Below are 25,646 nucleotides of genomic sequence, written 5' to 3'. Positions count from 1 at the left end.
GTGATTGATACATTCGCGCAGGACAAGAGCGAACCAGAGCCGGACCGAGGTCGGACCCCAGGTCGGACCGGGCCGGACCCGAGGAGGATCCCATTTCCACGCTCCGCTTCGGCGTCAACTACACGCCCCGCCACGGCTGGTTCCACGCCTGGCACGACTTCGACCCGGCCCGCACCCGCGAGGACCTCGCCCAGATCGCCTCACTCGGCCTCGACCACGTCCGGGTCTTCCACCTGTGGCCGCTGCTCCAGCCCAACCGCACGCTGATCCGCTCCGCCGCGGTGGACCAGCTGGCGCAGTTGGTCGACCTGGCGGCCGAGGCGGGCCTCGACGTCATGGTGGACGGCGTGCAGGGCCATCTGTCGAGCTTCGACTTCTACCCGGAGTGGACCCGCAGCTGGCACCACCGCAACGTCTTCACCGACCCGGACGCGATCGCCGCCCAGGCGGACCTGCTGCGCACCCTCGGCCGCGCCCTGTCCGGCCGCCCGAACCTCATCGGCCTCCAGCTGGGCAACGAGCTCAACAACCTGATCGAGCACAACCCGGCGACGGCGGCGGAGGTCGACCACTACCTGGACTCGCTGCTGGCGGCCGCCCGGGAGGGTCTCGGCACCGCCCGGCACCTGGTCACCCACTCCGCGTACGACGCGGCCTGGTACGGCGACGACCACCCCTTCACCCCCGAGGCCTCGGCCCGCAAGGGTGACGTCACCACCGTCCACCCCTGGGTCTTCTCCGGCGGCTGCGCGAGCCTCTACGGCCCCCGCTCCCCGCAGGTCCTGCACCTGGCCGAGTACGGCACGGAACTCGCCAAGGCCTACGCCGAGGACCCGTCCCGCCCCGTCTGGATCCAGGAGACGGGCGCCCCCGAGCCCCACATCCCGGCCGCCGACGCCCCGCACTTCGCCCGCGAGACGATCCTGAACGCCTCCGGCTGCACGGGCCTGTGGGGCGTGACGTGGTGGTGCTCCCACGACGTGGACCGGTCCCTGGCGGACTTCCCGGAGCTGGAGTACACGCTGGGTCTGTTCGACGCGGAGGGCCGCCCCAAGCCGATAGCGGAGGCGGTGGCGGCGACGGTGGCGGAACTGCGGAGTGGTTCAACGGTCCCGGAGCCCCGCGACACGGCCCTGGTCCTGGACTGCACCCCGTCCACCCGGTCGGTGTCGGGCCCGGGCGGGGTGTACTTCGAGGAGTGGATGCGACTGCGTCAGGAGGGTCTGCGCCCGGCGGTGGTGCGGGCGGAACGGGCGGAGGACGAGAGCTACTTGGCGGCGAGGGAAATCAAGGAGCTCAGACGCATGCCGTGAAGGTGAGCCACCCAAGGGGCGCGGGGAACTGCGCGACAGGCCCCCACCGGCCCGCGGACGAGATTCAACCCGCACCGACCAGAACCTCGGCCGCCGCCCGCAGATTGACCTTCCCCCGTCCGTAAGAACACATCGCACCCCCGTCCGGCAGCCCCGTGGCGACCTGAACCGCCCCGGGCCGCCGGGCCACCAGCGCGTCCCGCAGACGCCCCTGCCAGGGATACAGCCCCGCGTCGCACGTGGCGACGACAAGCGGCGCGCCCCCGGCCTTGGCCAGGATCTCCTCGACCACACCGTCGAGGTCGGCCGGCTCCCCGGCCACCGCCGTCCCTGTGGCCGTCGGGTCGACGGCCAGCACCTGGGTCAGCAGATCCTCCCCGCCCCAGTTCAAGGCGGGGTGCGGCGCCGGGAACAGGTCCACGACATGCGCCCCCCGCACCCCCACCGGCGGTACCCGCACGGCCCGCCGCGCCGCCTCCAGCCCTGCCCCCGCGTCCCACGGGGCGACCTGCGCGGCCGGCGTCGCGTACCGCTCGACCAGCCGCTGAACCCGCCGGGAGGCCTCCCGCACCCGTTCCTCGGCCAGCACTCCCTCGCGCAGCGCCTCGATCACCGCGTCCCGGCACTCCAGAGTGACCCCGAGATCCGGCACGGCGACGATGACCTGGTCAGCCCCCGCGGCGAGGGCGATTCGTGCCCCCGCAGCCTCCCCGTACCGGTCGGCGATGGCCTTCATCTCCAGCGCGTCACTGACCAGGACGCCGTCGAACTCGAGCTCGTGCCGCAGCAGATCCCCGAGGATCCGCCGGCTGAGCGTGGCCGGCCGGTTGGCGTCCAGCGCCGTGAAGACGACGTGCGCGCTCATCAGCATCGGCACGCCCGCGGCGATCGCGGCGCGGAAGGGGGCGAGGTCGAGTTCCTCGTACGGGCGCGGGTCGACGGCGAGCTCGTGGTGGCTGTCGGTGAGGGTGCCGCCGTGCCCCGGGAAGTGCTTGGCGCAGGAGGCGATGCCCCGTGCCTCGGTGGCCGCGATCCAGGCGCTCAGGTGCCGGGAGACCAGCTCGGTCTCCTCGCCGAAGGCACGCGTGCGCACGATCGGGTTGTCGGCCTGCCGCTGGACGTCGGCGACGGGGGCGTAGGAGGCGGTGATGCCGAGGGTGGCCAGGTGTCCGGCGAGGGCGTCGGCGCAGCGGGCGGTGAGGGCCGGGTCGTCGACGACGCCGAGGGCGTAGGAGCCGGGGACCTCCGGGGCGCCCGCGGCGACCAGGTGCCCGATGCCGCCGCCCTCGTTGTCGATGGCGACCAGCAGATCCGGGCGCAGCGCCCGGAGCGTGTCGGTGAGCCGGCGCACCTGTTCCGCGTCGCGCACGTTGCGGGTGAACAGGATGACCCCGCCGAGCCCGCGGTCGATGAGCCGCTTCAGCGTGTCGGGGACGGCCGTGGTGCCTTCGAACCCGGCGACGAGACAGCGGTGTGCGGCCTCGTCGAGGTCGACGGGCAGGGCGGTGCGGACAGACGGGCGCTGGGTGTGGGTCACCCCCGGAATCTTCTGGCTCGATCAGCCGAAAGTCAACATACCGATGGTTCGGTCATTCACTCCGGGGGTGCCGGTGTCAGCTCTCGTCCGCCGTCAGCCGCAGCGAGATGCTGTTGATGCAGTACCGCTGGTCGGTGGGGGTCGGATACCCCTCACCCTCGAACACGTGCCCGAGATGCGAGCCGCAGCGGGCGCAGCGGACCTCGGTCCGCACCATCCCGTGCGAGCGGTCCGCGATCAGTTCGACCGCGTCGGTGTCCTTCGGGTCGTAGAAGGACGGCCAGCCGCAGTGGGACTCGAACTTCGTGGTGGAGGTGAACAGTTCGGCACCGCAGGCGCGACAGGAGTACACACCGGTGGTCTTGGTGTCGGTGTACTCGCCGGTGAAGGCGGGTTCCGTCCCGGCCTGACGGAGTACGGCGTACTCGGCCGGCGTCAGCTCCGCACGCCACTGCTCGTCCGGCTTTTCGACGTCGTACGACATGAAGCTCAGCCCCTTACTTCGCGAGACGTTCCAGGATCAGCGGGCCGAGGTCCGTCACGTCACCCGCGCCCATGGTGAGAACGAGATCACCGGCCTTCGCCATTCCCGCGACCACCGCGGGCACCTCCGCCGTGTCGTGCACCGGCGTCACGTCCGCGTCCGCGGCCCGCGCCGCCTCGATGATCAGCTCGCTCGTCACCCCGGGGATCGGGTCCTCACGGGCCGGGTAGATGTCCAGCACGACCGAGGCGTCGGCCAGCGCGAGCGCCTCGCCCATCTCCTTGCCGAGCTCCTGGGTCCGCGAGAACAGATGCGGCTGGAAGACGACCAGGATGCGGGCGTCACCGGCCGCCGCGCGCATCGCCTCCAGGTCCGCCGTCATCTCGGTGGGGTGGTGGGCGTAGGAGTCGATGACCTGCACCCCGGCCGCCTCGCCCTTCAGCTGCAGGCGCCGCTTGACGCCGGTGTACGCGGCCAGGGCCGGTGCCAGCTCGGCGGCGGGGACCCCGAGGGCCACGCCCGCGGCCAGGGCGGCGACGGCGTTGTGGGCGTAGTGGCGGCCCGGGACGGAGACGGCGAAGGTGAGCTCCGCGCCGTCGAGGAGAACGGTGACCTCGCTCCTCAGGCCCTGCGGGACGACCGACAGCACCCGCACATCGGCGTCCTCGGCGTCGCCGTACGTCACCACGCGCACGCCGCTCGCGGTGACGCGCCGGGTCAGCTCCCGCGCGCCCTCGTGGTCGGCGTTGATCACCAGCGTGCCGCCCTCGGTGACCCGGCCGACGAACGTCTCGAAGGACTCGTAGATCTCGTCCATCGACGCGTAGTTGGCGTGGTGGTCGAGCTCGACGTTGAGGACGATCGCGACCTCGGGGGCGTACTTGTGGAAGCTGCGGTCCGATTCGTCCGCCTCGGCGACGAAGATCTCGCCCTCGCCGTGCAGCGCGTTCGAGCCGGGGGCGTCCAGGTCGCCGCCGATGGCGTACGACGGCGCGAGGCCCAGCGCCGACAGGGAGACCGCCAGCATCGAGGTCGTGGTCGTCTTGCCGTGCGTCCCCGCGACCGCGATCGGCCTGAGGCCGTCCATCAGGGAGGCGAGGGCGTCGGAGCGGTGGACCACGGGGATGCCGAGCTCGGCCGCGCGGGCGAGCTCGGGGTTGTCGGCCCGGATCGCCGAGGACACGACGACGCAGGTGGCGTCGGACGCCAGGTGCTCGGCGGCGTGCCCGATGTGCACGGTGGCGCCCAGCGCCCGCAGCGCCTCGGCGGTCGCCGACTCCTTGGCGTCGCTGCCGGCCACCTTCGCCCCGCGCTGCGCGAGGATCTTCGCGATCCCCGACATCCCGGCCCCACCGATCCCGATGAAGTGCGGTCGGTCCATGGCGGTAGGAAGGCCGGGTGCCATGCGATTTCTCCCCAGGATGTGGTGCGACGGTGAGCCCTCAGCCTATTGCGTACGGGGAGGTGCCCACCCCGAGGGGCACGGGGCCGTGTCGGTTCGCGCCTCCGTCCCGCCGCCGACGGTCCTGCCCTGCGGCGGCGCTACGCCTTGCTGTGCGAGAACAGCTTCAGCACCGGTACGCCCACCTTGTGCCGGGCCCGGGACGCCCAGTCGCGGTGGAAGAACTCCTCCACGTAGTGGGGGTCGGTCAGGACGATCACCTCGTCGGCGCCGATCTCCTCGACCAGGGCCTTCAGCGCGTCCAGCGGGTGGTCCTCGATGAGCCGCCCCTCCGCCTCGCTCCCGGAGGCTCTGAGCGCCTGCAGGGACACGTCGAGGGCCCGCTCCCCCACGCCCTTCGCGTCCTCGCCCTCGGGCGTCTCCCGCTCTCGCACGGCCTCGTCCAGCTCGCCCAGCGCCACGTCGTCGATGGCCCGCAGCAGCCGGTCGGCCTGGTCCCCCCGCGGCTGGAGCAGCACGTGGAACGCGACCGACTCGTCGCCGTGCAGCGTGGTGACGAACTCCACGTCTGCGGACGTCAGGGCCTTCTCGATCATCAAAACGCTTGTGAACACCGGGCGTCCCTTCTCTGCGCTCTGCGGAAACCATCCTGCCCCGTGATCGCACGGGTAGTGCCCGGATTCAGTGTGCCCGCCGGAAGCTAAACGGAACGGCAGATTCCATCGATGTCGGCTTCAGCGGTACCGCTCGAACCCTCGTCCGGGCGGTCACGTCCTGCGATACCTGCTGAAGAGGAATCCGTCCTCCTCCAGCAGGGAGTCCAGCGCGAACCGCACCGGGACCGCCACCGACGGCCCTCCGGCGATCCGCTGCGCGTCCCCCGCGGTGAGCATCGGGGACAGGGTCAGACAGAGCTCGTCGAGCACTCCGGCCGCCACCAGCTGCCCCAGCAGCCGGGGGCCGCCCTCGGTGAGCAGCCGGGTGTGCCCGAGCTCGGCGAGCGCCCGTACGGCCCGCGCGGGGTCGACGCCGACGCCGTCCCCGGCGATCACCACCCGGGCGCCCGCCTTCTCGGCCGCGGCGATCCGGTCCGGGGCCGCCGCGGCACCCGTGAGGATCAGCGTGGGCACCAGGGGCGAGGTGTAGAGCGGGAGCGAGAAGTCCAGGTCCAGGCTCGCGCTGACCACCGCGATCGCCGGGGCCGGGCCCTGTCCGGCCGCCTCCCGCGCGGCCGCGAACTCCGCACGCGCGCGTGCGGGCCGGTACCCCTCCTGCCGGACCGTTTCCGCGCCGGCGATCACCACGTCCGCCAGCGCCCGCAGCGTCCCGAAGATCCGCATGTCGGTCGCGGTGGAGATGGGCTGCGAACGGCCGTCGTGCTGGGCGGCCCCGTCGATCGTGGAGACCATGTTCGCGCGCAGCCACACCTCGGGGGTCCCGGGGCCGGGGCCGAGCTCGGGATACGCGTAGGCGGCGGCCAGCTCGTCGAGGCTCCAGTCATGGCCGGCCTCCCCTTGCGGGCTCCGGATCGCTGTCTCGTCGGTCACAGGGAACAGGCGTCGCATGTCGTGCAGTGTGGCACGGCCCTTAGCATGGTGAACCGTGTCTACTTCCCCCGCCGCGTCCGGGTTCGGCTCGATGACCGAGACCGCCCCGCTGTCCCTGTGCGACCGTGAGCCGCACGTCCCCGCGGACCGGCTGGTCGCCGAGATGGTGCCGCCCCCGCGGTTCGACTCGGTGCGTTTCGACACCTACATCCCGGACCCGAACCAGCCCAGCCAGACCGAGGCCGTCCGGGTCCTCGCGGGCTTCGCGGCGGGCCTCGGCGGCGCGCACGCGATCGGCGGCGGCAAGCGCGGCTTCCTCGGTCTCGGAAGGTCCCGCGCCAAAGCCAAGGCCCCCGCCGGCCCGCGTGGCGTCTACCTCGACGGCGGCTACGGCGTCGGCAAGACCCACCTGCTGGCCTCCCTCTGGCACGCCACCCCGGCCGAGCCCTCCCTCAAGGCCTTCGGCACCTTCGTGGAGCTGACCAACCTGGTCGGCGCCCTCGGCTTCCAGAAGACGGTCCAGACGCTCTCCGGCCACCGCCTGCTGTGCATCGACGAGTTCGAGCTGGACGACCCGGGCGACACCGTCCTGGTCTCCACGCTGCTCGGCAAGCTGGTCGACGCGGGTGTGGCGCTCGCCGCCACCTCCAACACCCTGCCGGGCAAGCTGGGCGAGGGCCGGTTCGCGTCCGCCGACTTCCTGCGCGAGATCCAGGGCCTCGCGGCGCACTTCCGCCCGCTGCGCATCGACGGCGAGGACTACCGCCACCGCGGGCTGCCCGAGGCACCGGCGCCGTTCGCCGACGAGGCGGTCGTCAAGGCGGCGCACGCCACCGAGGGCGCCTCGCTCGACGACTTCCCGAACCTGCTGGCACACCTCGCCAAGGTCCACCCCAGCCGGTACGGCGCCCTGACCGACGGCCTGAAGGCGGTCTGCCTCACCGATGTCAAGCCGGTGCCGGACCAGTCGACGGCCCTGCGGCTCGTGGTGCTCGCGGACCGGCTCTACGACCGCGAGGTGCCGGTGCTGGCCTCCGGGCTGCCCTTCGACCGGTTGTTCAGCGAGGAGATGCTGAACGGCGGCTACCGCAAGAAGTACTTCCGCGCGATATCCCGCCTCACCGCGCTGGCCCGGGACGCCAAGGGGCTCGTCGCCTAATCACGCCGAAACCTCGCACGTCAAGGGCAGGTTCGCGTCAGCGACCCCGCACTCTTCAGCCTCTCTTCAGCCGGAAACGTTAAGTTAACCCAGCAAACAACTTTGCCGGGCTAAGGTGTTTCTTGACCAGCCATTGACCAAGCGTTGGTCTGGACTAGAGGCACGAACTGCGAGAGGGGGGTGGCATGTTCCGAGGTGCGACGGTCCGAACCGTGATCGCGGCCCTCGCCGCCCTTCTGCTCGCCCTGCAGTTCTTCGCACCGGCCGAGTGCTTCGCATCCGCGTACACAGGCCGTCAAGTTGAGGCCAAAGCCCTTGCCGGATTGAAGCTCTCCGGCAAGACCGCGCGTGCCGAAATCGCCACGAAGCGTCACTGCAACCCGGCAGGGGACCCGACCGGTCCCCTGCGCGTCCGCGACCGGCACCGGTCCGTCGACTTCGCCCCCGAGGGGCCCGAGCGCTCCCCGCAGGCCCAGGAGTCGGCGGCCGTGTCCGGGAAGCAGGCCGTACCGGGCGGCTTCCCGCTGTCGAGACCCTCGACAGCCCATGCTCCGGCGGCACTTCAGGTCTTCCGCTGCTGACAGCAGAGCAGTCCCCCACCTCAGCTGAACCACTGTCATGTAAGCCGACGCGCGTCTCGCGCGCCAGGTAAGCCCGACGCGCCCCCCACAGCGCGCCAGGAGGAGTCACCACATGCAGCCCCTCATCGACAACGCCCGTACCTTCGGACAACGCCCTGAGGAGTTCGCCAAGCTGGCCGAAGGCCAGTCCCCCCAGGTTCTGTTCATCACCTGCTCGGATTCCAGGGTCGTCCCGGCCCTGATCACGGGCGCCCGCCCGGGCGAGCTCTTCGAGCTGCGCACCGCGGGCAACATCGTTCCCCCCTACGCCTCGGAGCACCCCACCAGTGAGGCGGCCACCATCGAGTACGCCGTGGAGGTCCTCGGCGTCCGCGACATCGTGGTCTGCGGACACTCGCACTGCGGCGCCGTCGGCGCCCTCGTCCGCGGCGACGACCTCGACGCCGTCCCCGCCGTCCGCGACTGGCTGAACAACGCCACCCCGCGCCCGGCCGGCACCGTCGAGGACCCGGAAGTCGCCGAGGGCGTGCAGAGCCACGTCCTGGCCCAGGTGCTGCGCCTGCGGTCCTACCCGTTCATCGACAAGAAGCTCGCCGAGGACCGACTGACCCTGCACGCCTGGTACTACGAGGTGCACACGGGCGCGGTGCGCGTCCACCGCACCGAGACCGACGCGTTCGAGGGTCTGTGATCGGCATGATGACCAAATACCCTCACCTGCGGCAGGACTTCGCCGCCTCCCTGGTCGTCTTCCTCGTCGCGCTCCCGCTCTGCGTGGGCGTGGCCGTCGCCTCCGGCGTCCCGGCCGAACTCGGCCTGGTCACCGGCATAGTCGGCGGCCTCGTCACCGGACTCATGCGGGGCAGCAGCCTGCAGGTGTCCGGCCCCGCCGCCGGTCTGACCGTCCTGGTCTTCGAGGCGGTGCAGGAGTTCGGGCTGCCCGCGCTCGGCGTGATCGTGCTGGCCGCCGGACTGATCCAGCTCGCCATGGGCGCTCTGAAGCTGGGGCGCTGGTTCCGGGCGATATCCGTCTCGGTCGTCGAGGGCATGCTGGCCGGTATCGGCCTCGTGCTCATCGCCGGCCAGCTGTACTCGGCGGCCGGTCTGAAGGCGCCCACCACCGGGATCGACAAGATCCTCGGACTGCCCGGTGCCGCCGCCGACGCGCTCGGCAGCACCACCGCGCTCACCTCGCTCGCCGTCGGCGCGGGCACCGTCGCCGTGCTGGTGCTCTGGAAGAAGCTGCCCAAGAAGGCGCAGGCCGTGCCGGGCGCGCTCGCCGCGGTCCTGCTGGCCACCGTGGTCACCCAGGTCTTCGGTCTGTCGATCGCCACGGTCGAGGTGAACGGCCTGCTGGACTCCATCCAGCCGCCCGGCTCGGAGGCCTTCGGCGAACTGGCCAACCCGGCCATCTTCGGCACCATCATCGCGTTCACCCTGATCGCCTCCGCCGAATCGCTGTTCAGCGCGGCCGCGGTGGACCGGCTGCACGACGGTCCGCGCACCGAGTACGACAAGGAGCTCATGGCCCAGGGCGCGGGCAACGCGGTGTGCGGGGCGCTCGGCGCCCTGCCCATGACCGCGGTCATCGTGCGCAGCTCCGCCAACGTCCAGGCGGGCGCCAGGACCAAGGCGTCCCGGGTCATGCACGGCGTGTGGCTCCTGCTGTTCGCGGCCCTGCTGCCCTCGACGCTGGCGCTCATCCCGCTGCCCGCGCTCGCCGGCATCCTCGTCCACGCGGGCTTCAAGCTGATCCCCTTCCGGGGCATCGCGTCGCTGTGGCGCGGCCACCGCGGCGAGGCGCTGATCCTGGTGGTGACGGCCGTCTCGATCGTCGCGGTGAACATGTTCGAGGGCGTGCTGATCGGTCTGGCCCTGTCGGTCGTCAAGACCGCGTGGGAGGCCTCGCACCTCAAGCTGGAGATCGTCGACAAGGGCGCGGGCCCGATCCAGGCCCACCTGTCGGGCAACGCGACCTTCCTCAGGCTGCCCAAGATCCTCGACAGCCTGGAGTCGCTGCCGCAGGACCGGCCCGTGGAGCTGGACCTCTCGGGTCTGCACCACCTGGACCACGCCTGCCGTACGGCCCTGGAGAACTGGGCCGAGCGGCACAGCGCGGTCGGCACCGAACCGGTCCGGGTCACGGAGCCGGAGCCGGCGAAGATCACCGCCGCCTAGTGCTCTCCCGCCCGGTCCGGGGCCGAGCGTGGCCCCGGACCGGGCGCCGGGCATATCGTTGCAGGAGCAGACATACAGACCTCTGGACGAGGAGGTCGGAATGCTCCAGGAACTGTTGACGGCGGCCGTGGCGGCCGGTGCCGCGGGGCTCGTCTACCTCGCGGCGGCGGCCCGGGTCGTCAAGCAGTACGAGCGCGGGGTCGTCTTCCGTCTCGGGCGCCTCGCGGGCGAGGTGCGCGAACCCGGGTTCACGGTGATCGTGCCGTTCGTGGACCGGCTGCACAAGGTGAACATGCAGATCGTCACGCTGCCGGTGCCCGCCCAGGAGGGCATCACCCGGGACAACGTGACCGTGCGCGTGGACGCGGTCGTCTACTTCCGCGTCGTCGACGCGGCGAGCGCCCTCGTCAAGGTCGAGGACTACAAGTTCGCCGTCTCCCAGATGGCCCAGACCTCGCTGCGCTCGATCATCGGCAAGAGCGAGCTGGACGACCTGCTCTCCAACCGCGAAAAGCTCAACGAGGGCCTGGAGCTGATGATCGACAGCCCGGCCGTCGGCTGGGGCGTGCAGGTGGACCGCGTCGAGATCAAGGACGTGTCGCTGCCGGACGCGATGAAGCGCTCGATGGCCCGTCAGGCCGAGGCCGACCGTGAGCGGCGGGCCCGGATCATCAACGCCGACGCCGAACTCCAGGCCTCCAAGAAGCTCGCCGAAGCCGCCAAGGAGATGTCCGAGCAGCCCGCCGCGCTCCAGCTCCGACTGCTCCAGACGGTCGTCGCGGTGGCCGCCGAGAAGAACTCGACGCTGGTCCTGCCGTTCCCGGTGGAGCTGTTGCGCTTCCTGGAGCGCGCGCAGGAGCACCCGACCGGGCAGTGACGGACGGGGACACGCTACGCGCGTGGTTCCCGCGGGCCGACCCAGGTGATAGACACAGCGGCGTCACAGTTCCTGTCCGCCAGCAGGAAGGTCGCACCGCCATGTCTGCTACACGACGTCAAGTCCTCGCCCGCTCAGGGGCCCTCGGGGTCGGCATCGCCTTCACCGGTGCCCTCTCCGAACTCTTCGCCGGCACCGCCGCCGCCCAGTCCCTCGGCCACACCGGCTACGGCCCCCTCGTCCCCGACCCGAAGGGCCTGCTGGACCTGCCGAAGGGCTTCCGCTACAAGGTCCTCTCCCGCGAGGGCGACCAGCTCCGCTCCGGCGAGGGCAAGGTCCCCTCCAACCACGACGGCATGACCGCGCTGCCCGGCAGACACGGCCGGGTCCACCTCGTCCGCAACCACGAGAACCGGCCCACCGCCGCCATCGCGGTCCCGACGGTCAAGGGCCTGACCTACGACCCGGCAGGCAAGGGCGGCTGTACGGCCCTCACCCTGGACTCCCGCAACGACGTGCTGTCGGAGCGGGTCGCCATCGCCGGTACCGCGGTCAACTGCGCGGGCGGGCCGACCCCTTGGGGCACCTGGCTGACCTGCGAGGAGACCGAGGACAAGGCCGGCACCAACGGCTACACCAAGGACCACGGCTTCATCTTCGAGGTCGACCCGGTCGACCCGCACCGCTCCGGGGCCGTACCGCTGACCGCGATGGGCCGCTTCCAGCACGAGGCGATCGCGATCGACCCGAAACGCGGCATCGTCTACGAGACCGAGGACGCCTTCCTCAAGCCCTTCGGCCTCTTCTACCGCTTCCTGCCCAACAAACCCGAGGGCGGCCTCGGTTCGCTGCGCGCGGGCGGCAGGCTCCAGGCGATGCGGGTGCCCGGCGTGCCGGACCTGTCCGTGATCCAGGAGACCGGGGCCTGCTTCGAGGGCATCGAGTGGGTCGACGTACCGGACCCGCTCGCCGCTCAAACCCCGATCCGGCTCCAGGACTTCGGCCCGAAGGGCATCACCCACGCCCAGAAGCTGGAGGGCTGCTACTGGGGCGGGAAGTCCGTCTACTTCGTGTCGTCGTTCGCGCACAGCGCCGACGGTTCGGCCGCCGACCACTTCGGGCAGATCTGGCGCTACGACCCCTCGGCGCGCCGGCTGACCCTGGTGATCGTCTTCGGTCCCGACACCGACGTGCAGCTGCCCGGCGAGTCCCCGGACAACATCTGCCTGGCCCCCAGCGGCGGCCTGATGGTGTGCGAGGACGGCAACGGCGCCCAGCACGTCTTCGGCGTCACGAGGCACGGCGAGGTCTACGCGATGGCCCGCGGGCGGCAGAACATCGGCACCCCGGAGGCCCCGGAGTGGGGCGAGTTCGCCGGCGTCACCTTCTCCCCCGACGGGCAGACGATGTACGTCAACTGCTACACGCCCGGGACGACCTTCGCGGTCACGGGTCCCTGGCGCAGGTAGCCGTCCTCCGCGACGGCTGGCGCCTCCCGGCCTCTCGACGCAGGATCGAGGGGCCGGACCCGGACCGGAAGGGGCGCCCATGTCCACGAAGGGCTCGAAGACCCGCACGGCGAAGAAGAACGCGAAGACCGGTGACGGCCTCGCGCTGCGCGAGCTGCTGCGCGTGCCCGGCGGCAAGCCGGTGGACCTGGCCGCCCACGGCACCCGGGCGGTCCCGGCCGGTCCCCGTCACAAGCAGGCGGGCCTTGCCGCGATGACCGACCTGGCCACACCGCTCGCCGACCTGCAGGAACGCCTGTGGGCGGCGAGCACGGCGGGCGACCGGCGGCGGGTGCTGCTGGTGCTCCAGGGCATGGACACCAGCGGCAAGGGCGGCACGGTCAAGCACGTCATCGGCCTGTTCAACCCGTCGGGCTGCCGGATCCGGGCCTTCAAGGCACCCACCCCGAAGGAACGGGCGCACCCCTTCCTGTGGCGCATCGAAAGGGCTCTGCCGCACGCCGGTGAGCTGGGCATCTTCGACCGCTCCCAGTACGAGGACGTCCTCGTCGCCCGCGTCCGCGCGCTCGTCCCGGCCGCCGAGATCGAGCGCCGCTACGACGAGATCAACCGCTTCGAGAAGACCCTCGCCGACGACGGCGTCACCCTCGTCAAGTGCTTCCTGCACATCTCCTACGACGAACAGCGCGACCGTCTGCTCAAGCGCCTCGACCGCCCGGACAAGCACTGGAAGTTCCACGCCTCGGACATCGACGACCGCGCCCTGTGGCCCGCCTACCAGCACGCGTACGAGCTCGCCCTCGAGCGCTGCTCGCCCCCGCACGCCCCGTGGTACCTGGTCCCCGCCGACCGCAAGTGGTACCGGAACTGGGCGGTCAGCCGGCTCCTGCTGGAACACCTGACCGAGCTGGACCCGCGGTATCCGCCGGCCGACTTCGACGTGGAGGAGGCCCGCAGGCGGCTGCTCCAACAGTGAATCCCGGGGTACTCGGGGCGCATGACCGAGAACCGGCACGTCAAGGGCTCGTACTGGCTGGACACGGCACCCGGCAACCCCCAGCCACCGCTGACCGAGGACCTCGATGTCGACGTGGCCGTGATCGGCGCCGGCATCGCCGGGCTGAGCACGGCGTGGGAACTGACGCGGGCCGGGCGGCGGGTGGCGGTCCTGGAGGCCGGGCGGGTGGCCGCCGGCGTCACCGGGCACACCACCGCCAAGCTGACCGCCCTGCACACCCTGATCTACGACAAGCTGCGCCGCACCCGCGGCCCCGAGGGCGCCCGGCTGTACGCGCGCTCGCAGAGCGAGGCGATCGAGCGGGCCGCCGGGATCGCGGAAGAGCTGGGCGTCGACTGCGACTGGGAGCAGCGCAGCGCCTACACCTACGTCCGTGACGAGGGCCGGGCGGAGGAGCTGCGGGCCGAGGCCGAGGCGGCCCGGGAGGCGGGGCTGGCCGCGTCGTTCGTGACGGAGACCGGGCTGCCGTTCCCGGTGGCGGGCGCGGTGCGGGTGACCGGGCAGGCGCAGTTCCATCCGCGCAAGTACCTGCTGGCCCTGACCGAGGACCTGATCGCCTCCGGGGCGGCCGTCCACGAGGACACCGTCGTGGTCGGCCTCGACGAGGGCGAACCGTGCCGTCTGACGACGGACACCGGGGTCAGGGTGACGGCCCGGGACGTCGTGGTCGCCACGCACTACCCGATCTTCGACCGGGCCCTGCTGTTCACCCGGCTCTCCCCGCGCCGCGAGCTGGTCGTCGCCGGGACGATCGAACGGGAGCGGGATCCGGACGGCATGTACATCACGCCCGACGAGGGCACCCGCTCGGTCCGCACCGCCCCCTGGGACGCCGATCGGCGCCTGCTCATCGTCACCGGGGAGCACTTCACGCCCGGCACCGGCGACACCCGGGCCCGGTTCGACGACCTGTCCGCCTGGGCCGCCCGGCACTTCCCCGACGTCGAGCTCACCCACGCCTGGGCCACCCAGGACAACGACCCCACCGACACCGTGCCGCTCGTCGGCCCGCTGCACCCGGGAGCCCGGCACACCTATGTCGCCACCGGCTTCGGCGGCTGGGGCATGAGCGGCGGTGTCATGGCGGGCAGCCTGCTCACGGCCCAGATCACCGGCGAGGAGTGCGCGTGGAGCGAGCTGTACGACCCGCGCCGCCTGCGCTCGACGGTCCGCGAGGCCCCGTCCTTCCTCAAGCACCAGGCGCAGGTCGCCCGTCACTTCGTCGGCGACCGGCTGCGCCCCTCCCCGCCGCTGGAGGCTCTTCCGCCCGGGGAGGGCGCGGTGGTCCGCGTGAACGGCGACCGTGTCGCGGTCTACCGCGACGACGAGGGCGCCCTGCACGCCGTCTCCCCGCGCTGCACGCACATGGGCTGTCTGGTGTCCTTCAACGGGGCCGAGGACGCCTGGGAGTGCCCCTGCCACGGCTCCCGCTTCGACACCAACGGCAAGGTGATCCAGGGCCCGGCGACCAAGCCGCTGGAGAGGCGGGACATCTGAGCGGGTGACGGCACGGCCGGGGTGAGAGGCAAATGAGGCGGTTCGCCCTACTTTCATACGGTGATCACTCTGGTACGACGCGTCACCGCCGCCTGTGTCCTCGGCGCCGCCCTCACGGCCTGCGCCGCCGCTCCCCACCAGTCCGCCCGGGCGGCCCACCCGGCCCCCACCGCGACCTCCCGGACCTCCCCGACCGCGGCGGCTTCGGCGCCACCCACGCTGGCCCCCGGCCCCGGAGGACTGACGCCGGTCTTCAGGAACGGATCCCGTGCGCACGGCAGGACGATCGCGCTCACCTTCGACGCCGACATGACCGCGGACCAGGGGCCCCGGGCGGCGGCCGGCGAGCACTTCGACAACCCGGGACTGATCGCCGCTCTGCGCGCGCTGAAGGTGCCGGCCACCGTGTTCATGACCGGGCGGTGGGCCGAGGAGTATCCCGAGCAGGCCCGCTCCATCGGGCGGGACCCGCTCTTCGAGGTCGCCAACCACTCCTACAGCCACCACGCCTTCACCGACGACTGCTACGGACTGCCGACCGTCTCCGGCGACCGGATTCGGGCGGATGTGGAGCGGGCGTACGCGGCGTTCCGGAAGGCGGGCGTACCGGACGCGCGGCCGTACTTCCGCTTTCCCGGTGGGTGCTACGACCGGCGGGCACTGAAGGCGCTGACCCCGGTCGGTGTGACCGCCGTCCAGTGGGACGTGGTGAGCGGGGACGCGTTCGCGACGGACGCGGAGGCGGTGTCCCGGCAGGTGCTGGAGGGGGTGCGGCCGGGGTCGGTCGTGGTGATGCACTGCACGCGCAGTGCCGCGCCGACGACGGAGCGGGTGGTGCGGACGGTGGTGCCGGAGCTGCGCGAGCGCGGGTACCGGTTCGTGAAGGTGTCCGCCCTGATCGGGTCCTAGGCTGGAGGCATGAGCGAGGACTACTGCACGATCGGCAAGGTGCCGAAGCCTCCGGTCGCCGACGGGCCGCCGTACGCGGAGTGCGTGCTGTGCAGGCGGCCGACGGAGTATCCGGAGTCGTACAAGGGGATCACCCTGTGCCCGGTGTGCGAGTGGCAGGAGGCACAGCGGACGGCTTGTTCGGGGTGACCTTAGGGTTGTCCGGGTGAGCCACGACGTGACGCCCTCGACCGACAGCCCCTTCCGCCCCGAGCCGACCGCACGCGACCAGGCACCCCAGTTCGTGCTGCCCCTGGTCGTCCGTATCGAGAAGGCCGCTCCGCCCGCGCGTACCGACGCCCTGGAGACCGCCGCCCGCGCCGTTCTCGTCATGCTGGCCGACGAGCGTTCCGTCGGCGACGGGGAGTGGGCCGAGGTCATGAGGGACTGGCAGGACGCCCGGATCCGGAAGGTCGTGCGGCGGGCCCGGGGCGCCGAGTGGCGGCGGGCCGAGGCGCTGCCCGGGATCACCGTGACGGGGAAGTCGGCCGAGGTGCGGGTGTTCCCGCCGGTGCCGCTCGACGGGTGGCCGAAGGACCTGGCCAGGCTCCAGGTCTCCGGCACCGACCTCGAGGACCCGGAACCGCCCGCCGAGGCCGATACGACCGTCCCCGTGCTCTGGCTCAACCCGGATCTCGACATGTCGGCCGGCAAGGCGATGGCCCAGACCGGTCACGGCGCTCAACTGGCCTGGTGGGAACTGTCGGACGAGGAGCGGGCCGTCTGGCGGGACGCCGGGTTCCCGCTCGCCGTGCGCACCGCCGATCCCGGCCGCTGGCCCGAACTCACCACCGCCGGACTGCCGTTGGTCCGTGACGCCGGTTTCACCGAGATCGCGCCCGGCTCCTGCACGGTCGTCGCGGACCATCCGGCGCTGCGATGACCCGGCTCGACGGCCGCGTGGAACGCGGCAACCGCACCCGGCGGACGGTACTGCGACGGGCGGTCGACATCGCCTCCGTCGAGGGTCTCGAGGCCTTGTCCGTGGGACGGCCGGCGGGGAGCTGGAGCTGAGCAGGAGCGGGGCTGTTCGCCCTGCTGGGTCCAAACAGGCTGCGGCTGCTGGACCGGGACCCACGGGCGTGGTCCGGCACCGGCGTCCGGCGCCCCGGGTCCGAACCTCAAATGTTGCTCTGAAGGTTCCCCGGGCGCGGTTCGGGCCCGGGCCCCGGGGCCATACCTCCGTCACGCCGGGCGGACGACGACCGGAGGGCACGCGGGAGAGGCCGAGGAGGGGACGGACCATGGAGCGACTGGGAACGGGTATCGGGTGGCGGCCGGAGATCGCGGACGCCGTGGAGGGCATGCCGGGCATCGACTGGGTCGAGGTCGTGGCCGAGAACGTCTGTCCCGGGCATCTGCCCGAGTCGCTGCGGCGGCTGCGCGAGCGCGGGGTGACCGTGGTGCCGCACGGCGTCTCGCTCGGCCTGGGGGGCGCGGACCGGCCCGACGCGGGGCGGCTCCAAGCGCTCGCCGAGCGGGCCGAGGCGCTGGGCTCGCCGCTGGTCACCGAGCACATCGCCTTCGTCCGCGCGGGCGGCCCGCTGACCGCCTCCCCGCGGCTGGAGGCCGGACATCTGCTGCCCGTACCGCGCACCCGGGACGCCCTCGACGTGCTGTGCGAGAACATCCGCGTCGCGCAGGAAGCGCTGCCGGTGCCGCTCGCCGTGGAGAACATCGCCGCACTGCTCTCGTGGCCGGGCGAGGAGATGACCGAGGGGCAGTTCCTGTACGACCTGGCCGACCGGACGGGCGTGCGGCTGCTGATCGACGTGGCCAACCTGCACACCAACCACGTCAACCGCGGCGAGGACCCGGCCGAGGCGCTCGCCGAGCTGCCCCTGGAGGCCATCGCGTACGTCCATGTCGCGGGCGGGTTCGAGCGGGACGGGGTGTGGCACGACAGCCACGCCCACCCGGTTCCGCGGCCGGTCCTCGACATCCTCGCCGACCTCGCGTCCCGGGTCTCGCCACCGGGGGTGCTGCTGGAGCGGGACGAGAACTTCCCCGAGCCGGCCGTGCTGGAGGGGGAGCTGGCGGCGATCCGGGAGGCGGTGGAGAAGGGGTGCGGGGAGCGGGCCGACGGTGCGTGGCGCGCGGCCCCCGCCGCGGAGGACTCCGGGGTCCCGGCCGACGCCGCCCGTCAGCGGCTCGCCCTCGCCCAGACCGCGCTGCTGTCCGCGCTCGTGGCGGGGACGCCGGTGCCGGAGGGGTTCGACCGGGTGCGGCTGGGGGTGCAGGCGCGGGCCCTGGCCGGGAAGCGGGCGGACGTGGTGGCGAAGGTCGCGCCCGAGTTGCCGGTGATCCTCGGGGCGGGCTACCGGCCGGCGTTCCTGGCCTACGCGCAGGGGGCGCCGATGACGGACGGGTACCGGCGGGACGCGCTGAGCTTCGCCGAGCAGCTCCTGCTGGGCGGGGAGTTGGGGGACGCGAGGGCACGGCGGGAGCTCCGGGAGTGGTGGCTGGAACGCTCGGGCCCGGCACCGAGGTCCCGGAGGCCCGGGGTGCGGCTGGCCCGGGCGACACGGAGGGTACTGCTCAGGCACTGACGGGTCGGGGGCCGAGGGCTTCGGATGTCGGGGGCGGGGGCTCCGGAGTTCGCGGGGGCTGGGGGCTCCGGAGTTCGCGGGGGCTCAGGAGTTCGCGGGGGCGCAGGGCTCCGAAGCTCGGGGGCGGAGTCGCCCCCGCCTTCCCCACAGCCGTCGAAGGACCGCGCGGACCCGGCAGTAATATGTCAGTCCCGCACCTGAAACTCACTAGCGTGCGGTGCCGCAACAGGAGGCACCATGCGACCGCGACCGCCCGTCAAGGGGCGAGGCATATTCTCCGGCACCGGCGTCATCATCGCCGGGCTGACGGCGACCCTCGTGGCCCTGCTCTTCCCGATCTGGTCGTACGCCGACCGCTCCGGCACGGGAGTGAGCGTGCTCAACGCCGGGACGGTGACGACACCGTACGGACCGCTCTCCGCCCTGGACCGGGACTTCGTCACGAAGGTACGGCTCGCGGGGCTGTGGGAGCTGCCCGCCGGTCAGCAGGCGGAGCAGAAGGGGACGACGCAGGCGGTACGGACGGCGGGACAGCACCTCGTGGAGGGGCACACGTTCCTCGACGCCCGGGTGCGCGACGTGGCGTCCAAGCTCGGACTCGCCCTGCCCAACGAGCCCAACGACCAGCAGAAGCAGTGGCTCGCCACCCTGAACCAGGCCCAAGGGGTCGACTACGACCGCCAGTTCGCCAACATCCTGCGCCTCGCGCACGGCAGGGTGTTCTCGGTCGTCGCCCAGGTCCGCGCGAGTACCCAGAACTCGCTGGTCCGCGCCCTGGCCGACGACGCCAACACCACCGTGCTGGACCACATCAAGGTGCTGGAGGCGACCGGATACGTCGACTTCGGCGCCCTGGCCCGGGACCTGGCCGGGGACAGTGCCCCGCCGCTCGTCAACTCGCCCGCCCCGCCCGGCCCGACGACCGACCCGGGCGTGGTCGTCCCGGTCACGCCCTCGCCGTTCGCGACGACGTACTCGCTTCCCCCGGCCGCCTCCAGCCCGGCCCCGGACCCCGTCGCGTCGTAGTCCGCTTCCGGACAAACGGAACGTCACACACCGACAACACTCCGTCCGGATGGTGAACAACCCATGGCGCCGCCAGGAGCCTTTGGCATAGAAACGCGGCATGTTCTGGGTTCTTCTTCTGCTGCTGGCCTGGGCCGCCGCCGGCACCGCGTGCACGCGGCTGTGCCTGGCCGCCGTGCACGCGGCGGCCGCGGACGCGGATGCCCGGGCGCACGATCTGACGCTGTACGAGGCCGCGTTCCTGTCCGGCGGCCCGCGGCGGGTCGCCGACCTGACGCTCGTCTCCATGGCCCGGCAGCGACGGCTGCTGCTGGCCCACACCGGCTGGGCGACCGTCGTCGACCCGCGCGGGCGGGACGAGATGGAGCGCACGGTCATCGGAGCCATCGGGCCGGAGGGGCAGTCCCGCATCGCCCCGGTGCGGGCGGACGCGGCCTCGGCGGACGCGGTGCGCAGCCTCGCCGACCGGCTCGTGGACGCGGGTCTCGCCGTGCCCGACGGAGCCCGCTCCGGCATCGCGGAGGGGGTCCGCCAGGTGCAGCTGGCGGCGGCGGCCGTCGTCGCGCTGGGCGCTGTCGCGCTGCTGGCGCCCGCCCCTTCGGAGATGCCCCGGCATCTGGTCGCCCTCTGGTTCGCGCTGCCGCTCGCCCTCAGCCTGAGCTGCCTGGCCATCGCGCGGATGGAGGTCCACCCGTACTCGCGCTGGGCCTCCCCGGCGGGCCAGCGGCTGCTCGGCACCCTGAACAGGCGCACCGGCGGCACGGACGAGCGGACGTATCTCACCTCCGTCGCCGTCCGCGGGATCAGGGCCATCGGTGAGCCGGACCTGCGCGCGGCCTTCGCCCACCGGCCCGACGGCCAGGGCGAGGAGCACCACCGTCCGCACCGGCGCCACTGAGCCCGACCGGGGGCGCACGGAGGCATTGGGGCCGACACCGGCGGGGCGGTGCTTGCCTTCCACCACGGCCGAACCAAACATCCCTTTTGTCGCTGCCGCGCACCGAAGGGATACCGATGAGAGCTCCCGCCCTCTACACGGCCGCCGGGTCCTTGCTCCTGACCACGCTCGCCGCCGCACCGGCCGGGGGCGCTCCGGCCGCCCCGGGCGCGGCGGAACTCCACGGCACCGCGATCGCGGCCGCCCGCGCCGAGGCGGCCGGCATCCGCTTCGGCGCCTGCCCCGCGGTGGAGGACCTGCCCGACGGTGTCCGGTGCGGCACGGTGTCCGTCCCGCTCGACTACGCACACCCCGACGGCAAGCAGATCAAACTGACCGTCAGCCGGGTGCCGGCCACCCACAAGGACCCGCGCAACAGCAAGCGCCGGGTGCCCCGGCAGGGCGCCCTGGTCTACAACCCCGGCGGCCCCGGCGCCTCCGGCATGTACTTCCCGCTGATCGGTGTGCTCCCCGAGTGGAAGGGGCTCGCCGCGGCGTACGACCTCGTCGGCTACGCCCCGCGCGGGGTGGGCCGTTCGGCGCCGCTGTCCTGCACCGACCCGAAGCAGTACTTCAAGGCGCCCACACAGGCGCCGACGCACCCCTCGGAGTCGTACAAGAAGGAACGCGTCGCGCAGGCGAAGGCGTACGCGCGCGGGTGCGCGCGGCGGGCCGGCGCGACGCTCCGGCACTACACGTCCCTGAACAACGCCCGTGACCTGGACGTGCTGCGGGCCGCGCTCGGCGAGCAGAGGCTGACGTTCATGGGGGCGTCGTACGGCACCTATTTCGGCGCCCTGTACGCGACCCTGTTCCCCTCCCATGTACGGCGGATGGTGTTCGACGCGGCGGTGAACCCTGACCCGGATCAGGTCTGGTACCGCAACAACCTGGACCAGTCGGCCGCGTTCGAGGGGCGCTGGGCGGACTTCCGGGAGTGGGTCGCCAGGCACGACGACGTGTACGGGCTCGGGGCCACGGCCGAGGAGGTGCTGCGCAGCTACGAGAAGGCGGCGGCCCGGCTGGCCGTGGAGCCGGCCGGCGGGAAGGTCGGGCCGGGGCAGCTTCAGGGCGCCTTCCTGTCGACCGGTTACTACGACGACTTCTGGCCCCATCGGGCGCAGGCCCTGTCGGCGTATCTCAAGGGCGATCCGAAGCCGCTGATCCAGCAGGCGGGGCCGCATCAGGAGGCGGCGAAGGAGGCGGAGAACGCCAACGCGGTCTACACGGCCGTCGAGTGCAACGACGCGCCCTGGCCCACGGACTGGAAGGTCTGGGACCGGGACAACACACGGCTGGCGCGGGTGGCGCCGTTCGAGACGTGGGACAACGTGTGGACGAACCTGCCGTGCGCGTACTGGCCCGCGGCCCGGCAGGAGCCGCTGGACGTGCGGACGGGGCCCGGTGAGCTGCCCGCGACCCTGATCCTGGCCGCCGAGAGGGACGCCGCCACCCCGTACGACGGCGCCCTGAAACTGCACCGGCGGCTGTCCGGGTCGGTGCTGGTGACCGAGCGGGACGCGGGCACGCACGGCATCGCGGGCGGCCCGAACCCCTGCGTCAACGGATACCTGGACGCCTACCTGCTGGAGGGCCGCCTCCCGGTGCGGCGCGCCGCCTGCGCCCCGCACCCCGAGCCGAAGCCGCGGGTCGCCTCCCGGAAGGCGACACCCGAAGGGAAGGCGACCGCTGGAGGGAACGCGACCGTCACACCCGCTCGCTGATCAGGCGAGGCCCGCGACGAGGTCGCCGAGGTCCTTGCGGCGGCCCGTGTAGAACGGGACCTCCTCGCGGACGTGCATACGGGCCTCGGAGGCGCGCAGGTGGCGCATGAGGTCGACGATGCGGTAGAGCTCGTCGGCCTCGAAGGCCAGGATCCACTCGTAGTCGCCCAGCGAGAACGACGCGACGGTGTTGGCACGGACGTCCGGGTAGCCGCGGGCCATCTTGCCGTGGTCGGCGAGCATGCGGCGGCGGTCCTCGTCGGGGAGGAGGTACCAGTCGTAGGACCGGACGAAGGGATAGACGCTCACGTAGTCCCGGGGGTTCTCGTCCGCCAGGAACGCCGGGATGTGGGAGCGGTTGAACTCGGCGGGGCGGTGCAGCGCCATGTTCGACCAGACCGGCTCGAGGGCGCGGCCCAGCTTCGTGCGGCGGAAGAGGTTGTACGCCTCCTGGAGCTGGTCGCTGGTCTCCGCGTGCCACCAGATCATGACGTCGGCGTCGGCGCGCAGCCCGGACACGTCGTAGGTGCCGCGGATCGTGACGTCCTTGGCGGCGAGCTGGTCGAACAGCTCCTGGACCTCGTCGGCGTAGCCGGTGCGGTCCTCGGGCAGCACGTCCTTCAGCTTGAAGACGGACCAGAGCGTGTAACGGATGACCTCGTTGAGGTCCTTGGCCAGCTTGCCCTTGTTCGGGACCCTGCCGGACTCGGGGGTGGGGGCGTCGTTGCTCATGGGCCCTATTCTCCCGCTCCGCCGTGCAGACTCTGCACCGGGTTGGCCGTGAGCTCCCGCACGGCGGCGAGGTCGCCCTGGATCTGGTCCACGGCCGCGTGGGCGCTCGCGATGCAGGCCGGAATGCCCACGCCGTCGTACTGCGCGCCGCACACCGCGAGGCCGGGCAGCTTGGCGATGTGCTCGCGGATGCGGGCCACGCGCGCGTGGTGGCCGACGGGGTACTGGGGCAGGCCGTCGGTCCAGCGGGTGACACGGGTTTCGAGGGGGGCGGCGTCCAGCCCGGTGGCCTCGCGCAGGTCGTGGCGGGAGACGTCCACCAGGGCGGTGTCGTCGCGCTCCAGGATCTCCGTCTCGCCGTGGCGGCCGACGGAGGTGCGCAGGACGACGACGTCGGGGTTCTCCTCGGCGATCCAGCCCCACTTCTGGGAGGCGAAGGTGGACGCCTTGATGGTGCGGCCGTCCACCGGCGGGACGAGGAAGCCGCTGCCCGCGGGCAGGGCGGTGTCGGAACGGCGGTAGGCGAGGGTGACCAGGGCCATGGAGGCGTACTCGACGGTGTCGAGCTCGCCGGCGGCCTCGGGGGCCTCGGCGCGCAGGAGGCTCGCGGCGGCCGGGGCGGGGACGGCGACGATCACCGCGTCGGCGTGCAGGACGCGGTCCGCGGTGACGACCCTCCAGCCGCCGGACGCCTCGCGGCGCAGCTCGGTCACCGGGGCGCCGGTGACGATCTCGCCGCCCTGTGCGCGGACCGCGTCGGCGACGGCGAGCGGGAGGGTGCCCACGCCGCCCTCGATGCCCATGAACACGGGCCCGGTCTGCTGGTTGGCGGCCATCCGGGCCTGGATCTCGCGGACGCCCTCGGTGAGGGAGGTGTGGGTCCTGGCGACCTGGAAGAGCTGCGGGACCGCCGAGCGCATCGAGATGCGGTACGCGTCGCCCGCGTAGACCCCGCCGAGGAGGGGCTCGATGAGGCGGTCGACGACCTCGCGGCCCAGGCGCGCCGCCACGTACTCCCCCACCGCCACGTCGTCGCCGACCTCCGTGCGGGGCAGCCGGGCGTCCTGCTCGATGCGGGCCAGGCCCTCGTCGGACAGCACTCCGGCCAGCGCGTCGGCGGTGCCGGGGACGCCCATGACGTGGCCCTTGGGCATGGGGCGCAGGGCGCCGCGGGTCCAGATCGAGGCGGTTGCGGTGGCCGGGGGCTGGAGGCGCTCGTCCAGGCCCACCTCGCGGGCGAGGGCCACCGCCTCCGGCCTGCGGGCCAGCATCGACTCGGCGCCGAGGTCCACGCGCGCGCCCGCGATCTCGCCGGGCAGCAGCTTGCCGCCCACCCGGTCCGACGCCTCGAGGACGGTGACGCGCGCGCCGCGCCGCGCCAGTCGGTGGGCCGCGGCCAGTCCCGCGATGCCCGCTCCGACGACGACCACCTGTGATCCGCTCATGGACCCAGCCTCTCAGACCCCTCTGACAGTCCTGCGGCGGCCCGGTGTCCTTCACGAGTCCTGACCGTGACCGCATCGGGACCGCCGGAGTCCAACGTTCGCACCCCTTCCGGCGTCGAAGGAGCGTCAGTTGTTCACGACCCTCGGGGGGACGCCCATGCGCACACCACGTTCACGCCGTTCACGCAGCTCGGTACGTCCCGTCCGGGCCCTGGCCGGACTCCTGCTGGCCGGGTCCCTCGCACTGGCCGGGTGCAGCGGCGCCTCCGATTCGGGTGCCGACAGCAGCGCCCTCTCCAAGGACGACCGTGCGGCCGCGTCCCAGGCTCCCGAGGGCGCGGCCGGTGCCGAGGCCGACGCGGGCGGCAAGCAGGCCACCGCCGCGCCGAACCCCGCCGCGAACCACATCATCCGCACCGCCACGCTGACCGTGCGGGTCAAGAACGTGCCGAAGGCGCTCGCCGCGGCCCGCACCACCACCGAGAACGCGGGCGGGTTCGTCGGCAAGGAGTCCACCTCCCGCGACGAGGAGGGCCGGGAGCAGACCGAGGTGGTGTTGCGGGTGCCCGTCGAGAAGTACGACGAGGTCCTCGACGACCTGCAGGGCGCGGGCAAGCTCATGGAGCGCACCGCGAACGCGCAGGACGTCACCGACCAGGTCGTCGACGTGCAGAGCCGGATCGCGACGCAGCGCGCGAGTGTGGCGCGGATCCGGGAGCTGATGGACAGGGCGACCAGGCTGAGCGACGTGGTCACCCTGGAGGGCGAACTGAGCACCCGCCAGGCCGACCTGGAGTCGCTGCTGGCACGTCAGGCGTCCCTGAAGGACCGCACGAGCCTGGCCACCATCACCCTGTCCCTGTCCGAGGCGCCCGTCGTCAAGGCCGAGAAGGACGACGACCCCGGTGTCGTCGACGCGCTCGCGGGCGGCTGGGACGCGTTCGTGACCATGCTGCGCTGGATCGTGATGGCGCTGGCCGCGGTGCTGCCCTTCCTGGCCGGGATCGCGCTGCTCGTACTGGTGTGGCTGCGGCTGGTCCGCCCCCGGCTGCCGCGCCGGCCGGCCCCCGCGGGCGCCTCGACCGCGCTGGGCCCTCTGCCCGTGGCACGGCCCGTCCCCGACCCGGACCGCCCGCAGGAGCGGGGCGAGGAGGACTGACGCCCGCGGGCGTGACGCACGCACGGGGCGGGGCGAGCGGGACTGAAATGCCCCGCTCTCGTAG

24 protein-coding genes and 1 pseudogene are annotated in these 25,646 nt (G+C 72.6%); 18 read left to right on the top strand and 7 right to left on the bottom strand.

The window, feature by feature from the left end; translation table 11 throughout:
* Nucleotides 1-92 precede the first annotated feature (92 nt).
* Nucleotides 93-1,313, top strand: coding sequence for a cellulase family glycosylhydrolase (locus IOD14_RS10935; RefSeq protein WP_249126259.1), 1,221 nt, complete (start codon nt 93-95; stop codon nt 1,311-1,313).
* A gap of 64 nt (nt 1,314-1,377) precedes the next feature.
* Here IOD14_RS10935 and IOD14_RS10930 read toward each other — a convergent pair whose 3' ends face one another.
* The 5 genes from IOD14_RS10930 to IOD14_RS10910 all read right to left on the bottom strand — a co-directional run bounded on the left by IOD14_RS10930 (nt 1,378) and on the right by IOD14_RS10910 (nt 6,301).
* Nucleotides 1,378-2,850, bottom strand: coding sequence for a glycoside hydrolase family 3 protein (locus tag IOD14_RS10930; RefSeq protein ID WP_212670143.1), 1,473 nt, complete (start codon nt 2,848-2,850; stop codon nt 1,378-1,380).
* Between the two features lie 76 nt (nt 2,851-2,926).
* Entirely contained in the window at nt 2,927-3,334 is a 408-nt protein-coding gene (gene msrB / locus IOD14_RS10925) for a peptide-methionine (R)-S-oxide reductase MsrB (protein WP_123992206.1), read from the bottom strand.
* A gap of 13 nt (nt 3,335-3,347) precedes the next feature.
* A complete protein-coding gene (gene murC, locus IOD14_RS10920) occupies nt 3,348-4,739 on the bottom strand; it encodes a UDP-N-acetylmuramate--L-alanine ligase (protein ID WP_212670142.1) in 1,392 nt (463 codons plus the stop codon).
* 137 nt (nt 4,740-4,876) lie between these two features.
* Nucleotides 4,877-5,332 (bottom strand): indole-3-glycerol phosphate synthase, encoded by a 456-nt coding sequence (locus tag IOD14_RS10915; RefSeq protein WP_123992204.1) that lies wholly within the window; start codon nt 5,330-5,332, stop codon nt 4,877-4,879.
* A gap of 171 nt (nt 5,333-5,503) precedes the next feature.
* On the bottom strand, nt 5,504-6,301 hold the full coding sequence (locus tag IOD14_RS10910) for a pyrimidine reductase family protein (protein WP_123992203.1): 798 nt from the start codon (nt 6,299-6,301) through the stop codon (nt 5,504-5,506).
* A gap of 73 nt (nt 6,302-6,374) precedes the next feature.
* On the opposite strand from IOD14_RS10910, the gene zapE reads away from it, so the two are divergent.
* The 16 genes and pseudogenes from zapE (at nt 6,375) to IOD14_RS10835 (ending at nt 22,246) form a co-directional block, all read left to right on the top strand.
* Nucleotides 6,375-7,442 (top strand): cell division protein ZapE, encoded by a 1,068-nt coding sequence (gene zapE / locus IOD14_RS10905; RefSeq protein ID WP_212673248.1) that lies wholly within the window; start codon nt 6,375-6,377, stop codon nt 7,440-7,442.
* A gap of 185 nt (nt 7,443-7,627) precedes the next feature.
* Entirely contained in the window at nt 7,628-8,023 is a 396-nt protein-coding gene (locus IOD14_RS10900; protein WP_123992202.1) for a hypothetical protein, read from the top strand.
* A gap of 112 nt (nt 8,024-8,135) precedes the next feature.
* Complete coding sequence (locus IOD14_RS10895) at nt 8,136-8,714, top strand: carbonic anhydrase (protein WP_123992201.1); 579 nt, start codon at nt 8,136-8,138, stop codon at nt 8,712-8,714.
* Between the two features lie 5 nt (nt 8,715-8,719).
* Nucleotides 8,720-10,201 carry a SulP family inorganic anion transporter gene (locus IOD14_RS10890; protein ID WP_123992200.1) on the top strand — a complete coding sequence of 494 codons (1,482 nt, stop codon included), beginning with the start codon at nt 8,720-8,722 and terminating at the stop codon, nt 10,199-10,201.
* A gap of 100 nt (nt 10,202-10,301) precedes the next feature.
* Nucleotides 10,302-11,078, top strand: a complete 777-nt coding sequence (locus tag IOD14_RS10885) for a slipin family protein (RefSeq protein WP_123992199.1) — start codon at nt 10,302-10,304, stop codon at nt 11,076-11,078.
* 101 nt (nt 11,079-11,179) lie between these two features.
* Entirely contained in the window at nt 11,180-12,547 is a 1,368-nt protein-coding gene (locus tag IOD14_RS10880; RefSeq protein ID WP_123992198.1) for a PhoX family protein, read from the top strand.
* Nucleotides 12,548-12,626: 79 nt separating this feature from the next.
* Nucleotides 12,627-13,523 (top strand): PPK2 family polyphosphate kinase, encoded by an 897-nt coding sequence (locus IOD14_RS10875; RefSeq protein ID WP_212670141.1) that lies wholly within the window; start codon nt 12,627-12,629, stop codon nt 13,521-13,523.
* Nucleotides 13,524-13,544: 21 nt separating this feature from the next.
* The gene (locus IOD14_RS10870) at nt 13,545-15,062 is read left to right on the top strand and encodes an FAD-dependent oxidoreductase (RefSeq protein WP_212670140.1); all 1,518 of its coding nucleotides are present in this window, start codon (nt 13,545-13,547) and stop codon (nt 15,060-15,062) included.
* 60 nt (nt 15,063-15,122) lie between these two features.
* On the top strand, nt 15,123-15,971 hold the full coding sequence (locus tag IOD14_RS10865) for a polysaccharide deacetylase family protein (protein WP_212670139.1): 849 nt from the start codon (nt 15,123-15,125) through the stop codon (nt 15,969-15,971).
* Nucleotides 15,972-15,980: 9 nt separating this feature from the next.
* Nucleotides 15,981-16,160, top strand: coding sequence for a hypothetical protein (locus IOD14_RS10860; protein WP_123992194.1), 180 nt, complete (start codon nt 15,981-15,983; stop codon nt 16,158-16,160).
* Nucleotides 16,161-16,176: 16 nt separating this feature from the next.
* Nucleotides 16,177-16,893, top strand: a complete 717-nt coding sequence (locus tag IOD14_RS10855; protein WP_123992193.1) for an aminoacyl-tRNA hydrolase — start codon at nt 16,177-16,179, stop codon at nt 16,891-16,893.
* Nucleotides 16,890-17,021: pseudogene (locus tag IOD14_RS44225) on the top strand (TetR/AcrR family transcriptional regulator); the annotation flags it as partial. The gene IOD14_RS10855 and the pseudogene IOD14_RS44225, both read left to right, overlap by 4 nt.
* A gap of 233 nt (nt 17,022-17,254) precedes the next feature.
* Nucleotides 17,255-18,559: a DUF692 domain-containing protein gene (locus tag IOD14_RS10850; RefSeq protein ID WP_212670138.1), complete on the top strand. Its 1,305-nt coding sequence runs from the start codon at nt 17,255-17,257 to the stop codon at nt 18,557-18,559.
* 237 nt (nt 18,560-18,796) lie between these two features.
* A complete protein-coding gene (locus tag IOD14_RS10845; RefSeq protein WP_123992191.1) occupies nt 18,797-19,585 on the top strand; it encodes a DUF4142 domain-containing protein in 789 nt (262 codons plus the stop codon).
* Between the two features lie 100 nt (nt 19,586-19,685).
* Nucleotides 19,686-20,483: a TIGR04222 domain-containing membrane protein gene (locus tag IOD14_RS10840; RefSeq protein WP_123992190.1), complete on the top strand. Its 798-nt coding sequence runs from the start codon at nt 19,686-19,688 to the stop codon at nt 20,481-20,483.
* Between the two features lie 116 nt (nt 20,484-20,599).
* The gene (locus IOD14_RS10835) at nt 20,600-22,246 is read left to right on the top strand and encodes an alpha/beta hydrolase (RefSeq protein ID WP_212670137.1); all 1,647 of its coding nucleotides are present in this window, start codon (nt 20,600-20,602) and stop codon (nt 22,244-22,246) included.
* Here the strand turns inward: IOD14_RS10835 and hemQ are convergent, their stop codons facing one another.
* Both hemQ and hemG read right to left on the bottom strand, forming a co-directional pair.
* Nucleotides 22,247-22,978 (bottom strand): hydrogen peroxide-dependent heme synthase, encoded by a 732-nt coding sequence (gene hemQ / locus IOD14_RS10830; RefSeq protein ID WP_062022024.1) that lies wholly within the window; start codon nt 22,976-22,978, stop codon nt 22,247-22,249.
* A 5-nt stretch (nt 22,979-22,983) separates the two neighbouring features.
* Complete coding sequence (hemG, locus tag IOD14_RS10825) at nt 22,984-24,423, bottom strand: protoporphyrinogen oxidase (protein WP_123992188.1); 1,440 nt, start codon at nt 24,421-24,423, stop codon at nt 22,984-22,986.
* A gap of 157 nt (nt 24,424-24,580) precedes the next feature.
* Between hemG and IOD14_RS10820 the strand changes: the two genes are divergently transcribed.
* Nucleotides 24,581-25,582 carry a DUF4349 domain-containing protein gene (locus IOD14_RS10820; RefSeq protein ID WP_123992187.1) on the top strand — a complete coding sequence of 334 codons (1,002 nt, stop codon included), beginning with the start codon at nt 24,581-24,583 and terminating at the stop codon, nt 25,580-25,582.
* The last annotated feature ends 64 nt before the right edge of the window (nt 25,583-25,646 follow it).

It is taken from the genome of Streptomyces sp. A2-16 (assembly GCF_018128905.1).
Taxonomy (GTDB): Bacteria; Actinomycetota; Actinomycetes; order Streptomycetales; family Streptomycetaceae; genus Streptomyces.
The sequence above is the reverse complement of the archived record's forward strand: the minus strand, read 5'-3'. Positions and strand labels throughout refer to the sequence as shown.